Origin of the sequence: Thalassospira lucentensis, from assembly GCF_011806425.1 — a bacterium.
Taxonomy (GTDB): Bacteria; Pseudomonadota; Alphaproteobacteria; order Rhodospirillales; family Thalassospiraceae; genus Thalassospira; species Thalassospira lucentensis_B.
Genome location: NZ_JAATOV010000005.1, coordinates 1 through 14,812, shown reverse-complemented (window position 1 = coordinate 14,812; position 14,812 = coordinate 1). Strand labels below are relative to the sequence as shown.

At 54.5% G+C, this 14,812-nt stretch carries 10 protein-coding genes; 7 read left to right on the top strand and 3 right to left on the bottom strand.

What is annotated here, in order from left to right:
• Window position 1 precedes the first annotated feature (1 nt).
• Complete coding sequence (gene purU / locus HCZ99_RS15175) at window positions 2-859, top strand: formyltetrahydrofolate deformylase (RefSeq protein WP_167447878.1); 858 nt, start codon at window positions 2-4, stop codon at window positions 857-859.
• Window positions 860-947: 88 nt separating this feature from the next.
• A complete protein-coding gene (locus HCZ99_RS15170; RefSeq protein ID WP_167447877.1) occupies window positions 948-3,509 on the top strand; it encodes a GcvT family protein in 2,562 nt (853 codons plus the stop codon).
• A 108-nt stretch (window positions 3,510-3,617) separates the two neighbouring features.
• Here the strand turns inward: HCZ99_RS15170 and fdhA are convergent, their stop codons facing one another.
• Complete coding sequence (gene fdhA / locus HCZ99_RS15165; RefSeq protein ID WP_167447876.1) at window positions 3,618-4,808, bottom strand: formaldehyde dehydrogenase, glutathione-independent; 1,191 nt, start codon at window positions 4,806-4,808, stop codon at window positions 3,618-3,620.
• A 305-nt stretch (window positions 4,809-5,113) separates the two neighbouring features.
• Entirely contained in the window at window positions 5,114-6,106 is a 993-nt protein-coding gene (locus HCZ99_RS15160; protein ID WP_167447875.1) for a GlxA family transcriptional regulator, read from the bottom strand.
• A 123-nt stretch (window positions 6,107-6,229) separates the two neighbouring features.
• Here HCZ99_RS15160 and HCZ99_RS15155 point away from each other — a divergent pair, with 123 nt between their 5' ends.
• Genes HCZ99_RS15155 through glyA form a run of 5 tightly spaced genes read left to right on the top strand, consistent with a single transcriptional unit; the run spans window position 6,230 to window position 12,725 of the window.
• Window positions 6,230-7,483, top strand: coding sequence for a sarcosine oxidase subunit beta family protein (locus HCZ99_RS15155; protein WP_167447874.1), 1,254 nt, complete (start codon window positions 6,230-6,232; stop codon window positions 7,481-7,483).
• A gap of 11 nt (window positions 7,484-7,494) precedes the next feature.
• Window positions 7,495-7,815: a sarcosine oxidase subunit delta gene (locus HCZ99_RS15150; RefSeq protein ID WP_167447873.1), complete on the top strand. Its 321-nt coding sequence runs from the start codon at window positions 7,495-7,497 to the stop codon at window positions 7,813-7,815.
• On the top strand, window positions 7,812-10,805 hold the full coding sequence (locus HCZ99_RS15145; RefSeq protein WP_167447872.1) for a sarcosine oxidase subunit alpha: 2,994 nt from the start codon (window positions 7,812-7,814) through the stop codon (window positions 10,803-10,805). Before HCZ99_RS15150 ends, HCZ99_RS15145 begins: the two co-directional genes overlap by 4 nt.
• 43 nt (window positions 10,806-10,848) lie before the next feature.
• Window positions 10,849-11,400, top strand: a complete 552-nt coding sequence (locus HCZ99_RS15140) for a sarcosine oxidase subunit gamma (protein ID WP_167447871.1) — start codon at window positions 10,849-10,851, stop codon at window positions 11,398-11,400.
• Between the two features lie 56 nt (window positions 11,401-11,456).
• Window positions 11,457-12,725, top strand: coding sequence for a serine hydroxymethyltransferase (glyA, locus tag HCZ99_RS15135; protein WP_167447870.1), 1,269 nt, complete (start codon window positions 11,457-11,459; stop codon window positions 12,723-12,725).
• A gap of 203 nt (window positions 12,726-12,928) precedes the next feature.
• On the opposite strand, the gene HCZ99_RS15130 is transcribed toward glyA, so the two are convergent.
• A complete protein-coding gene (locus HCZ99_RS15130) occupies window positions 12,929-14,329 on the bottom strand; it encodes a PAS domain-containing methyl-accepting chemotaxis protein (protein WP_167447869.1) in 1,401 nt (466 codons plus the stop codon).
• Window positions 14,330-14,812 lie beyond the last annotated feature (483 nt).

The following is a 14,812-nucleotide window of genomic DNA, read 5'->3' as shown; positions in this document are numbered from 1 at the left end:
AGTGAGCGAAAATTCTTATATCCTGCGCATCGCCTGTGACGACCAACCGGGAATTGTTGCGACGGTCACATCCGCTTTGGCGTCGCGCGGTGCGAATATCATCGAATCAAATCAGTTCTGGGATCGTCACACGAACCAGTTCTTTTTGCGCGTCGGGATCAGCACACCTTCAGACATCGATAAAGATTCCCTTGTGTTAACGCTCAACCCTTCGGTTGATCGCTTTAACATGAAGCTAAAAGTCGATGACGTATCGCGTCGGCCAAAGATCATCATCATGGTGTCAAAGTTCGATCACGCCATGCTGCATCTTTTGTATCAAATCAAGGTCGGCTGGCTTGACGCCGAAGTCGCCGCCATCGTGTCCAACCATGAAACTGCCCGCAAAATTGCCGAGCAAGAAGGCATTCCCTTCCACTACATGCCGGTGAACAAGGACAACAAGGTCGAACAAGAAGCCAAACTGGCCGACCTGATCAAACAGACCAATTCCGAACTGGTTATTTTGGCGCGCTATATGCAGGTGCTGACCAACGAGCTTTCAAGCCAATTTTACGGCATGATCATCAATATTCACCACTCGTTCCTGCCGTCGTTCAAGGGCGCAAAACCCTATCATCAGGCCTATGACCGCGGCGTAAAGCTGATTGGCGCGACCGCGCATTATGTCACCCCGGATCTCGACGAAGGCCCGATCATTGAACAGGAAACCGAACGGGTAAACCACGCCATGTCCGCCGAGGATTTCGTTGCCACCGGGCGCGATATCGAAGCCCGCGTTCTGGCCCGTGCGGTGAAATACCACCTTGAAGGTCGGGTGATGCTCAACAACCATCGAACCGTTGTCTTCACTCTATAAGCCACATCATCATCGGGTGACGCCAACGCACCCGAAAAACGCCCATGCCGACCAACGATAAGCGTCTCGAAAAGAAGGAATGAAACACATGGCCGCATTTCCACAAAAGGCTAACGTCGTCATCGTCGGCCTCGGCGGGATCGTGGGGGCCTCGGTCACCCATCACCTGATCGAGAACGGATGGGACGATATTGTCGGCATCGACAAATCAGGCATCCCGACCGATGTCGGGTCAACGGCGCACGCATCTGATTTCTGCTATGCGACGAGCCACGATTTGCTGACCTGCTGGACGACCATGTACTCGATGGATTTCTACGAGAAGATGGGCCATTATGCACGTATCGGCGGCATCGAAGTTGCCCGGGTTGGCGATGATGAACGCATGGCCGAACTCAAACGCCGCGTTGATTCCGGCAAGGCATTTGGCACCAATGTCAAAATCATCAGCGCCGCCGAAGCCAAGGAAAAATTCCCCCTTCTCGAAGAAGACCAAATTCAAGGCGCACTGTGGGACCCGGATGCGGGTCTTGTCACCCCGCGATCGCAAACAGTTGCGGGTAAACTGATCGATCAGGCCGCCGCATCGGGCAAACTTCAAATGTTTGCCAATACGTCCGCCCTTGATCTGATTACCGAAAATGGCCGCATCGTCGGGGTTAAAACCGAACGCGGTACAATCCATGCCAACCATGTGGTTGTCTGTGCCGGTCTTTGGGGCCGCTTGATTGCCGAAATGGCCGGTGAAGATTTGCCCGTCATGCCGGTTGATCACCCACTGACTTTCTTTGGGCCGTATAACCAGTTCGAAGGAACCGGTGTTGAAATCGGCTATCCGCTTTTGCGCGATCAGGGCAACTCGGCCTATATGCGCGATACCGGCGATCCCAAAAGTACCGAAGGTGGCCAGATCGAGTGGGGCTATTATTACGAAGAAAACCCGCGTCTTGTGCATCCGCGCGACATTCTGGAAAAGGATCAGGCACGCCTGTCCCCGTCCCAGCGCGACCTTGAACTTGAAGACGTGATGGAACCGCTTGAACGCGCGATGGAACTGACCCCGATCCTGACCGAGCTTGGCTTTAACGAAAGCCATTCTTTCAACGGGCTGCTGCAATCATCCGCCGACGGTGGCCCGTCGATGGGCGAAAGCCAGAAACTGCGCGGTCTTTGGTACGCAGTTGGCATCTGGATCAAAGACGGACCGGGCATGGGCAAACTGATTGCCGATTGGATGACTCATGGCCGCACCCATGTTGATCACCATGCGGTTGATTTCGCGCGTTTCAACGAATTCCAGCTTGATGAAAACTACATTTATGATCGTTGCTGGGAAACAGCGAAAAAGATCTATAACCCGCCGGTCCACCCGCGTGAGCCGTTCTCGAAGGCGCGCGGTATCCGCCGATCGCCATTCTATGAACGCGAAGTCGAACTTGGCGGCTATTTCATGGAATTGGGCGGCTGGGAACGTGCGCATGGCTATGCGTCCAACGAACATCTTCTTGAAAAATACGCCGACCGCGTGCCGGTGCGTGAAAATGAATGGGATACCCGCCATTTCTGGCGTGTCTCCAACGCCGAACAGCTCGCCATGAGTGACGATTGCGGCATCATCAACCTGTCGCACTTCCACATGACCGAAATCGAAGGCCCAGATCATGTCGAACTGATGGAATGGCTTTGCGCGGCAAAAATTGGCGGTGATGGAAATATCGGCAAGGGGATTTATACCCACATGCTTGATGAAGAAGGCAATGTCCGTGCCGACTTCACCGTATTTCGCATGGCCGACCGGTGCCGTTTGGTCAACGGTGCCGATGCCGGCCCGCGTGATCTGATCCATATGCGTCGCGTTGCGATGGATCGCGGCCTTGATGTCACCATCACCGATGTCACGGAAAAATTCACCACCATCGGTATCTGGGGCCCGAATGCGCGCGAAAACCTGCAAAAAGTTGTCGAAAACCCCGATGAACTCAGCACGGAAAACTTCCCGTTCGCGGCCATCCGTCAAATCCAGATTGCAGGCAAAACCGTAACCGCGTTTCGCATTTCCTATGTCGGCGAACAGGGCTGGGAACTGCACATGCGTTATGAAGATGGCCTCGCCGTCTGGGACGCCTTGCGCGATATCGGCGTGATGGCGGTTGGTGTGGAAACCTATGCCAACTCGCGGCGTTTGGAAAAATCACTGCGCCTGCAAAACGCTGATTTGCACACCCAATATAACCTGCTCGAAGCCGCCCTTGCCCGCCCAAAGGTCAAAGAAGCCGATTTCTGCGGCAAGGCAAAGCATGTTGAATACCGCGAACGCGATCATCAACCCGCCATGCTGTGCACCCTTGTCATGACCGACAATATCGATGCCCAGGGTGTGGCGCGTTACCCGGTTGGCAATCTGCCGGTGATGGATCCCGAAACCGGAAAAACCCTGGTCGATGAGCTTGGCCGCCGGTCCTATACGACCTCCATCGCGTTTGGTCCGAGTGTCGGCAAAAACATCGCACTGGCCTATCTGCCATGGGATTATTGCCAAGAAGGTCGCAAACTGACCGTATCCTATTTTGACGAGATTTATCCTGTCGAAGTCGTCGGGATTGGCTACAAACCGCTATATGATCCGGAAAACCTTAAGCCACGTAGCTAAGGCCAGTTCGGTTCAACAAACAAAACAAACACGAGCAAACACGAGCAAACAAAAAAATCGGGAGCATCTGGCTCCCGATTTTTCGTTCGTAATCAACAAGTTAACTGATCACGCCGTTTTCGCCAGCACATTGTGCGGATCAAGGACGAACTTCTTGGCCGCCCCCTGATCAAAGCTTTCATAACCCTTCGCCGCATCTTCAAGCGAAATCACCTGCGCATTGACGATATCAGCGATGTTCAGCCGGCCATGCAAAATCGCCTGCATCAGTTGGCGGTTATATTTGATCACCGGCGTCTGCCCGGTATGGAACGATTGCGCCTTTGCCCAACCCAAACCAAACCGCAAGGACAGATTACCGTGCTTCGCGGCGTCATCGACGGCACCGGGATCTTCCGTCACATAAAGCCCCGGAATGCCAATTGCCCCGGCCGGACGTGTGATTTCCATCATCTGGTTCAAAACAATGGCCGGTTGTTCGCCGCCGCTATGTCCACGGGCTTCAAAGCCGACCGCATCGATTGCACTATCGACTTCCGGGCTGCCGGTAATGTCGGCAATCATTTCCCCCAGTCGATCCCCTTTCGAAAGGTCAACCGCCTCAAACCCCATTTTCGATGCATGAGCCAACCGTTCTTTGTTGAAATCACCCACCATCACAACCGCCGCACCAAGAATGCGGGCAGATGCCGCCGCCGCCATGCCAACCGGACCAGCACCGGCAACATACACAATCGACCCAACGCCAACACCGGCCTGAACCGCACCGTGGAAGCCGGTCGGCAAGATGTCTGACAGCATGGTCAAATCGTGGATTTTATCCATTGCCTGATCCCGATCGGGGAACTTCAACAGATTGTAGTCGGCATAAGGCACCATGACATAGCGGGCCTGACCACCGATCCAGCCGCCCATATCCACATACCCATACGCCCCACCCGCACGATCCGGGTTCACCGTCAGGCAAACGCCGCTATCTTGCGATTTACAGCACCGGCACCGCCCGCACGCCACATTGAATGGGACAGACACGATATCACCTATATCAAGCAATTCGACGTCACTGCCCTTTTCGATGATTTCCCCGGTAATCTCATGGCCCAGAACCAAACCGGCTTCTGCTGTGGTACGTCCGCGCACCATATGCTGGTCGGATCCGCAAATGTTGGTGGTGATCACTTTAAGAATGACGGCATGATCAAGTTTGCGCCCATTTGGCGCTGCCATCACCGGATCGGCGATATCTTGGACCTCGACTTTACCGGGGCCGACATACACCACACCTCTGTTGCAGCTCATTCGTTTCCTCCTCCGATTATATGGTTCCGGGATTATGATCCCCGGACTTTCCAATCATGCGTCGGTCCCGAAAATGTGCCTTCCAAGCAGGTGCTTCGAAAACCAGAAACAGAAGACCACCTTATGATTGCAATAAAGGATAGTAACGAAACCATAAGACCCACGAGTGAACGAATACGACAGTTGCGCAGTACCATTGCGCATTTCCCACCGTGCCATATTTGCGCAACGATATGATTCGTATCCCTATGCCGCGCTGTTTAAAAGCTTATTGGAAAAGAAACGCCCTACGAATGTACGATTGATCAACGCCCGTCGGACGTTATTTGACGCACTGCCTGCCGATAGGCGGCCGGAGCGGTCCCTTCTTGTTTGGAAAACACGCGGCTGAAATGCGACGCGTCACAAAACCCGGTCGAGTTGGCGATATCGACAATCGTTCTGTCGGTGCGTTCAATCATCATCTTTGCCTGTGCCAAGCGAATGCGCATCGCCGCATTCGACGGTGTCAGGTTCAGCGCCTTTTGAAAATGCCGTTCAAGTTTTCGCTTACTGACACCAAGCGCCTTGGCAAGGTTTTCGGCGGGTTCTGGCGCATCAAGGCGTTGTTGAATACGCCGCAGCGCACGGCTGACCAACGGATCACGTGTCGAAAGTTCAAGCGGCAAGCCAGGCTGTGGTTTTTCCGCCACCTGAAATTCATCAATGATCATGATGTGCAGGCTTTTTTGCGCGGCTGCACGGCCCACGTGCCGTTCCACCAAAAAGGCCGCCAAATGTGCCGAACTGGTCCCCCCCGAACAGGTCAGCCGATCCCGATCGACGACAAAGATCTGATCGGAAATTGGCACCATGCCCTCAAAGGTTTCAAGAAAATCGTCGTGATGAAACCAACTGACACAGCATTTATACCCATCCAAAAGCCCCGCCTCGTGCAGCAAGAAAACAGCGGTACATAACGCAACAAGCGGCACGCCCTGATCTGCCGCCGCACGCAAAAACCGCGTATATTCCGGGCCGATTTTCACCTGTTCTTTTAAAAGCCCGCCGACAACCACGATATAATCATAGTCCTTTGGACGGGCCAAAGGGGCATCGGGGCGCACCTCAACCGCAGAACTAGATCGCACGGGTTCGCCGTTATGAGATAGAATATGCCATTCGCAATTGATTTGACGCGACTGATCACCGTCGTCCGCCGCCAAACGCAACACATCCAGAAAACTGGCAAAGGCCGAAATGGTGAAATGCGGGGCTAAAATGAACCCTACCCTAAGTTTCGGCGTGTTTGGCTGCATGCATCTGCCTCCTTTGCGAACATGGCAAATAGTTACAACGATTATGACGCAAATATCCAATCATAATTTTATGAAATAGCTTCTAATCGTTCACATTACTGACCCTTTGTGGAGCCGCCGCACATGACGCATTTTTCTGCTTTGTCGCTGTTAAAGAATGCTCTGACAGGACAAAAAAACTGGCAGGCACAATGGCCAGACAGTCAACCCAAGTCGGAATATGACGTCGTTATTGTCGGGGCGGGTGGCCATGGACTTGGTGCCGCGCACTATCTCGCCAAGGAACACGGCATCACCAATGTTGCCGTGATCGACAAAGGTTGGCTTGGTGGCGGCAATACCGGGCGTAACACCACGATCATCCGGTCAAACTATCTCTATGATGAAAGTGCCAAGCTTTATGACCACGCACTTGATCTGTGGGAAGGGCTCAGTCAGGACCTGAACTATAACGTCATGTTTTCGCGCCGCGGTGTTTTGATGCTGGCGCACAATGTTCATGATGTGCAGTCGTTCCAGCGTCACATTCATTCCAACCGCTTAAACGGTGTCGATAACCGCTGGCTGTCCCCACAAGAAGCACAAGAATTCTGTCCGCCGCTCAACATTTCGCCCAATGCCCGCTACCCTGTCATGGGCGGCGCGCTTCAAATGCGCGCCGGTACAGCACGCCACGATGCGGTTGCCTGGGGCTATGCGCGCAGTGCATCCCAACGCGGTGTCGATATCATCCAAAACTGCCCGGTCACCGCCATCCGTCGCGGTCCTGATGGCGCGGTCGAGGGGGTCGAAACCGCCAAGGGCTTTATCCGTGCGAAAAAAGTCGCGGTCTCTGCAGCCGGTCACACCAGCGTTGTGATGGACTCAGCGGGCGTGCGCATGCCTCTTGAAAGCTATCCCCTGCAAGCACTGGTATCTGAACCGGTCAAACCGATTTTCCCATGTGTGGTCATGTCCAACACCGTGCATGCCTATATCAGCCAGTCTGACAAAGGCGAGTTGGTTATTGGATCGGGCACCGATCAATATACCAGTTATTCACAGCGTGGCGGTTTGCCGCTGATTGAACATACCGTCGCTGCCATCTGCGAGATTTTCCCGATCTTTAACCGCATGCGGATGTTGCGCAAATGGGGCGGCATTGTCGATGTAACACCTGATCGCTCCCCCATCATTGGCACCACGCCGGTTCCCGGTCTTTATGTCAATTGCGGTTGGGGCACAGGCGGCTTTAAGGCCACACCGGGTGCGGCCCATACCCTTGCATGGACGGTCGCCAAAGGCACCCCGCATGACATCAATGCCCCCTTCACGCTGGACCGTTTCCGGACCGGCCGTTTGATTGACGAAGCGGCGGCTGCCGCTGTCGCACACTGAGGAGAACGAACATGCTTCTCATCCATTGCCCTTATTGCGATGAAACGCTTCCGGAACTGGAATTCACCTATGGCGGCGAGGCCCACATCGCCCGTCCGGAAAACCCGGCGGATAAAACCGATGATGAATGGCGCGATTTCCTGTTCATCCGCACCAATGTCAAAGGCCCACATTTCGAACGCTGGCGCCATTCCCATGGCTGTGGCCGGTTCTTTAATGCGGTACGCGATACGGTTTCCGACCGTTTCCTGACAACCTATAAGGCCGACGCACCGCGCCCTGACCTTGCCGTGTTGGTTAAAAATTCGGACGTGAAGGAGCCTTCCAAATGACCACTTACCGCGTTCCGGGACGTGGCCGGGTTCTTCACAATCGGCCGGTTTCCTTCACCTTTGACGGCACGACCTATCAGGGTCTTGAGGGCGACACAGTCGCCTCTGCGCTGATTGCCAATGGCGTTCAGTTGATGGGCCGTTCATTTAAATATCACCGCCCGCGTGGCCCCATTGCGGCGGGTTCCGAAGAACCCAATGCCCTGATCGGTACCCGGCGTGGCAAGGGGCGCTTTGAACCCAACACACGCGCCACCGTGCAGGAAATCTGGGACGGGCTCGAAACCAACAGCCAGAACAAATATCCCAGCCTGAAATTTGACATCGGTGCGATCAATGACCGCGCCTATATGCTGTTTTCGGCCGGTTTCTATTACAAAACCTTTATGTGGCCGCGCTCCTTCTGGGACAAATATTACGAGCCGTTCATTCGTGCAGCCGCCGGCCTTGGCGTTTCGCCAACCGAACCGGACCCGGATAATTACGCATCGCGCTATCTGCATACCGATGTCTTGATCGTCGGTGCCGGTCCGGCGGGTTTGGCATCCGCACGTGCGGCGGCAACGGCTGGTTTGCGCGTTACCCTTGTTGATGAAAATTCCGAACCGGGTGGCACGCTGCTAAGCGAACCGCAGGCCCAAATTGATGGAAAACCCGCTTGGGATTGGCTCAGTGCGGAACTTGATGCCCTGATCGACCTTGGCATTCGGATCATGACCCGCACGACCGCGATTGGCTATTACCATCAAAACATGATCGGCCTTTGTCAGAAACTGACTGACCATCTTGAAAACCCTGCCGAGGGTGCGCCGCGTGAACGCATGTGGCGTGTCCGCGCCAAGCAGGTCATTCTGGCCCAAGGTGCGCTTGAAAAACCGCTGGTCTTTGATGGCAATGACCGACCGGGCGTCATGCTGGCCGGATCGGCACAAACCTATCTGAACCGCTATGGCGTGCGCGTTGGTGATACCGCCGTCATCGTGACAAGCCACGACAGCGCCTGGTACGCCGCCTTTGATCTGGCATCGGCGGGCACAAAGATCGCAGCCATCGTCGACACTCGCCCCACCCCAAATGCGGATTTGGTCAAAGAAGCCGACGCACGCGGCATCACGGTCCTTGCGGGCTATACTGCCACCGGGACGTCTGGCCGCCTGCGAATTAAATCGGTTCGGGTCAACAAGGTCGAAAATGGCAAGGTACTTGGTGCGCAGACCATCGCGTGCGACAGCCTTCTGATCAGTGGCGGTTGGACGCCAACCCTGCATCTGTTTTCCCACACCAAGGGCTCCCTTAAATGGGATGACGAAACCCAAACCTTCCTGCCCGACCGCATCACCGAGGATTGCCAGATCGCCGGTGCGGGCCGTGGTCTTTGGGGCATTTCAGCCGCCATTAACGATGGCGCTGCCATGGGGGCGGCGGCTGCCGATGCGCTTGGAAAATCGGTTACGGCACAAACCATTTCGGTCGAAGACGATCGCCCCGGCACGGGCGAAAGCCATACCGAGCTCCCCACCGATGGCGATCCCGGCCGGGCGAAGGCCTTCGTTGATTATCAAAACGATGTCACGGCCAAGGATTTGCGTCTTGCGGTCCGCGAAGGCATGCGGTCGATTGAGCATGTCAAACGCTACACCACCAACGGCATGGCCACCGATCAGGGCAAAATGTCAAACATCAACGGCCTGAACATTGCCGCCGATGCCCTTGGCAAAAAACAGCCCGAAGTCGGCCTGACCACCTTCCGGCCCCCTTACACCCCAACCAGCTTTGGCGCCTTTGCTGGCTATCACAAGGGGGAACATTTCGAAGTTACCCGCAAAACCCCGATTGATAGCTGGGCCGAAGAAAACGGCGCAGTCTTTGAACCCGTCAGTCTGTGGCGCCGTGCGTGGTACTTCCCCAAAGACGGCGAAGACATGGACGCCGCGGTGCGTCGCGAATGCCGCGAAACCCGTAAATCGCTTGGCATGTTTGACGCGTCAACTCTTGGAAAGATCGAAGTCGTCGGTCCTGATGCGGTTGAATTCATGAACCGCATGTACACCAACCCATGGACCAAATTGGCACCGGGGCGGACCCGTTATGGTCTGTTGCTCGGCGATGATGGCTATATCCGTGATGACGGTGTGATTGGCCGCCTGACCGATGACCGTTTCCACATCACCACGACCACCGGTGGTGCGGCCCGTGTTCTCAACATGATGGAAGATTACCTTCAAACCGAATGGCCCGACCTTAAAGTCTGGCTAACATCGACCACCGAACAATGGTCGACCATTGCACTTAATGGGCCGAATGCGCGCAAACTGATCGAACCCTTTGTCGAGGGGCTTGATCTTTCCGATGCCGCCTTCCCGCACATGTCGATTGCCGAATGCACGGTTGCCGGTTTCCCGGCCCGATTGTTCCGCGTCAGCTTTACCGGCGAACTTGGCTTTGAAATCAACGTGCCTTCGCGGCATGGTCGCGAACTTTGGGAAATCCTGTTCGAAGCTGGCCAGCAATATGACATCTGCCCCTATGGCACCGAAACCATGCATGTTCTGCGTGCGGAAAAGGGCTTTATCATTGTCGGTCAGGACACGGACGGCACCGTAACCCCTTATGATGCGGGTGCGGGCTGGGCGATTGGCAAAAACAAAACCGACTTTGTCGGCATGCGCGCTCTGAAACGTCCGGACTTAACCGCCGACGGCCGCAAACAGCTGGTCGGGCTTCTGACCGAAGACGGCGTTTCCAAGCTTGAAGAAGGGGCGCAGATCGTTCTTGATCCCAACCAACCGATCCCGATGAAAATGGTCGGTCACGTCACATCGTCCTATCACAGCGATGCGGTTGGGCGCCCGATTGCCCTTGCCCTGATCGAAGGCGGCCATGGAAAAACCGGCGAAACAGTTTACATCCCCATGCCCGATAAAACGATCAAAGCAACGATCACAAGCACGACTTTCTATGACCCCGAAGGTGCGCGCCTCAAGCTGTAACCTTTACACTTTGACCACCGTCCTATGAACGGAGACACCGGCAATGACTGCACATGTCGATCTAAACGGGGCTTGCACCCTGGCGACAAGTTCCGCCGCCCACGTTACGCTTCTTGATCCCGTGGCACGTTTTTCCCTGCGTGCGGGCGACGGCGAACGGGCGGCTTTGTCAAAGGCGCTGGGGATAACGCTTCCGGGCAAAATCGGCCAGTGTGCGCGCGACGATTCTGTTGAAATCCTCTGCCTTGGTCAGGATGAATGGATGATCCTTGCGCCCAAAGATCAGTCCGTAAAAATCAAAGCCGCCTGTGAAGGCATCTACGGCGATGCCCCCCACAGCCTGACCGAGATTTCCGACCGCGAAGTCGCCATTCAGATTACCGGCGACAAGGCCACCGATCTCATCACCATCGGCTGCCCGCGCGATCCTGATATGCTCCCGGTTGGCGAGGCACGCCGCACCATTTTTGATGGCGTATCGGCCATTCTTTGGCGTGATGGCAAGGATGAATACCGCCTTGATCTTTGGCGCTCCTTTGCCCCGCATGTGATTTCGCTTCTAAAAACCGGCTGCAGCGAACTGGCCGCAGAATAACCGGCCCTTATTGGGGCTTCGTCCGTCATCGCCGCACCTTTCAAAGGGACAGAACCATGACTGCGCACAACGTCCATTCGACCATCGCCGATACCGCCATTGCAGATGCCATCAATCATGAATTGTCGCGTCAGCAAAACCAGATCGAGTTGATCGCATCGGAAAACATCGTCTCCAAAGACGTTCTTGCCGCGCAAGGATCGGTTCTGACCAACAAATATGCCGAAGGCTATCCGGGTCGGCGCTATTACGGCGGATGTGAACATGTTGACGACGTCGAACGCATCGCGATTGACCGCGTAAAGCAGCTATTTGGCGCCGAATTTGCCAATGTGCAGCCCCATTCAGGGGCGCAGGCCAACCAGGCGGTTTTCCTTGCCCTGCTGCAACCCGGTGATCGGATCATGGGCATGTCGCTTGCCCATGGTGGGCACCTCACCCATGGCTCGCACGTGACCATGTCGGGCAAATGGTTTGATGTTGTTTCCTACGAAGTCCGCGAAGACACCCATCTGATTGATATGGATGATGTCCGTCGCGTCGCACGTGAAACCAAACCAAAACTTATCATTGCCGGTGCATCCGCATACCCGCGCGAAATTGATTTCGCCGCGTTTCGCGCCATCGCCGACGAGGTTGGTGCTTATCTGATGGTCGATATGGCCCACTATGCCGGTTTGATTTGCGCCGGGCATTACCCAAACCCGGTGCCGCATGCACATGTGGTCACCTCCACCACCCATAAAACGCTACGCGGTCCGCGGGGAGGCATTATCCTGACCAATGACGAAGATCTGGCGAAAAAGTTCAACTCCGCCGTCTTCCCGGGCAACCAAGGTGGTCCCTTGATGCATGTGATTGCCGCCAAGGCCGTCGCATTTGGCGAGGCCCTGCAACCAAGCTTTACCGACTATGCCGCCCAGGTCGTCGCAAATGCGCGCGCACTATCCAGCACTTTGATCGAAGGCGGCCTTGGCATCGTTTCCGGTGGCACGGATTGCCATATGGTTCTGGTGGATCTGCGCCCCAAAGGTGTCACCGGCAAAGTGGCCGAAGCCGCCCTTGAACGTGCCGGGCTCACCTGCAACAAAAACGCGATCCCGTTTGATCCGGAAAAACCGTTTGTCACCTCGGGCATTCGTCTGGGCACATCGGCCGGAACCACACGTGGCTTTGGCGAAGCCGAATTTCGCAACGTCGGCACCTTGATCCTTAAGGTCATCGACGCGCTATCAAATAACCCCGATGGCGACGCATCGCTTGAAGCAGACGTTCTGGCCGAGGTGAAAAAGATGTGTGCCGATCATCCGATATATGATCAGTGATCGCCACGTCTCAAAGTCTTTCACCAACGGTGGGATTGTTAGCGTGTCTGGGGTGCCCTGCTCCGCAGTAACATTTAAATCCTTTCTGCTGATGCTCAAACCAACAAAAAGCGGCCCCAAAAGGGACCGCTTTTTTCACGCGTCACGGGTACCCGCAACGCCCTTGCTCTACCACGTGCCTAAGACTGAGCCGTTATCTGATCCTAGCGGCCATATTGCGCGATGATCGAATTAAGCTCTCTGGCAACCTCTTTAAGATCATTGATCGACTTATCTATTTCCTGAATAGACTCGCTGTTGTTTTGCGCAGCTTCGCTGATCTGATGGATATTGGCTGCCATTTCTTTGATCGTATCAGAGGCCTGATTAATATTCTCAGCCGCCTCATGACTTCCCTCGGTGGCTTGCGAGATATTCGCACAAACCTCGTCTGTTGCCTGCTTTTGCTGCTCAATAGAGCCATTAATCTCATTCACAGCTTGGGCAACATTTTCGATCCCCGTATTGACGTTCAGAATGGCTGCTGACGCATCTTCTGAAACATGCTGCATGCTCAAAATGCGTCCAACAATCTCATCAGCGGAACCGGCACTCTGATTTGCCAGGTTTTTCACTTCGTTCGCCACAACGGCAAAGCCCTTGCCCATCTCACCGGCACGTGCGGCTTCAATCGTCGCATTCAGCGCCAATAGATTGGTTTGTTCTGCAATATCCTTGATCAGCCCGGTAACTTCCCCGGTTTCCTCGGCAGATTTGCTCAGCGAAAGCATAATGCTGTTCGCTTTCGTGGCCGATGCCGTCGCCTCATCTGAAAGCCGTTTACCCTCGATAGAATTCTGCGTCATCACGTCAATCGACCGCGCCATTTCTTCCATCGCCGCGGCAACACTGTTCAGGTTACTTGAAACCTCAACCGACGCACTGGCAATAGAAGAAACCATCTGCGCTGTTTGCTCCATACCAGCGGCAAGACCACCAGCTTGAACAGACGTTTCTTCACTGGAGGCGGAAATACGTGTCGCATTATCAGAAAGCGATTCAGAAGACTCCAACAAAGACACCACGTAACGTTTCATCTTCTCCATCAGCGCGCTAAGCGCTTTGACCTCGGTAACGTCTTGGACCACTTCGACGTGGCCAATCTCTTTGCCCTGCAAATCTTTTAGGTAGTGGGTTTTAACGGTAAAATCGCGAGACCACTGATTAAACATCGTCTCGTCTTCCCCACGCCGAAGACACGCAACGCCGCAATTCTCTGTCTTGCAAATATTTGCGCCCCAGTTGCTGCACTGCATGCCTTCAACTTCTTTGCCTTTTTTCCCCAGCAAATCTTCCACAACCTTGTTAACGAACGTCCAGTTCATATCCAGGTCCGTAACCGAAAGCGGCAGCGGCACCGCATGAAGAATACCTTCATACCAGTGGAATTTTTCTTGGTATGCCTTGCGTAAATAGCTCAGGACAAAAACTGAAAACACCAATACGGCCGCAACGGCATACGCGGCATAGGTAACCTGCTGCGTCGCAACGCCAATCGCTAAAATAACGACGCTCACAACATTGCAAATCAAGGCTATGCGCCAAATTCTGTCAGGCGTATTCATCTCAGGCACGCTCCTCACGAAATATAAAATAATTCGATTTGCAGTCTTTTATTGGGCCAGAATCCCCTAAGCAGCCCCGAAGAAGCACGTGGCCACCTTGGCCATGCGCCACATTCTTTTCTGGGCATGTCATCTTTGGCTGCTGTAGGGGTGGCGACACCGCCGCTGGCCTCGGCGATCTCGGTTTACCCGTCCGCATTGAAGGTGCCTGTTACACCAGGATCACCCGCACACGTGGAAACTGTAAGATATTTGGTGCGCCCAAACCCGCGCTTCAAGAAGCGACAACTAGGATTGGTTAGATTTAAGTAAAGTAACTGAAAATCCGCACTTTAATCGCACAATATCAATCTCTGATTACACCCATAAACTTACAACCAAAGGAGATTTCCGTTTCTTTGTGAAGCTGGCGTGAGCGCAAGATCATCGCTACAGACATTAAAAAAGCCCGCCACAAGGGCGAGCTTATTTAATGTTGGTTGC

Bases quoted from the DNA above. Each gene is read 5' to 3' on its own strand.
- HCZ99_RS15145 (WP_167447872.1), top strand. From the start codon at position 7,812: ATGACCACTTACCGCGTTCCGGGACGTGGCCGGGTTCTTCACAATCGG.
- HCZ99_RS15130 (WP_167447869.1), bottom strand. From the start codon at position 14,329: ATGAATACGCCTGACAGAATTTGGCGCATAGCCTTGATTTGCAATGTT.
- fdhA (WP_167447876.1), bottom strand. From the start codon at position 4,808: ATGAGCTGCAACAGAGGTGTGGTGTATGTCGGCCCCGGTAAAGTCGAG.
- glyA (WP_167447870.1), top strand. From the start codon at position 11,457: ATGACTGCGCACAACGTCCATTCGACCATCGCCGATACCGCCATTGCA.
- HCZ99_RS15150 (WP_167447873.1), top strand. From the start codon at position 7,495: ATGCTTCTCATCCATTGCCCTTATTGCGATGAAACGCTTCCGGAACTG.
- HCZ99_RS15170 (WP_167447877.1), top strand. From the start codon at position 948: ATGGCCGCATTTCCACAAAAGGCTAACGTCGTCATCGTCGGCCTCGGC.
- HCZ99_RS15140 (WP_167447871.1), top strand. From the start codon at position 10,849: ATGACTGCACATGTCGATCTAAACGGGGCTTGCACCCTGGCGACAAGT.
- HCZ99_RS15160 (WP_167447875.1), bottom strand. From the start codon at position 6,106: ATGCAGCCAAACACGCCGAAACTTAGGGTAGGGTTCATTTTAGCCCCG.
- HCZ99_RS15155 (WP_167447874.1), top strand. From the start codon at position 6,230: ATGACGCATTTTTCTGCTTTGTCGCTGTTAAAGAATGCTCTGACAGGA.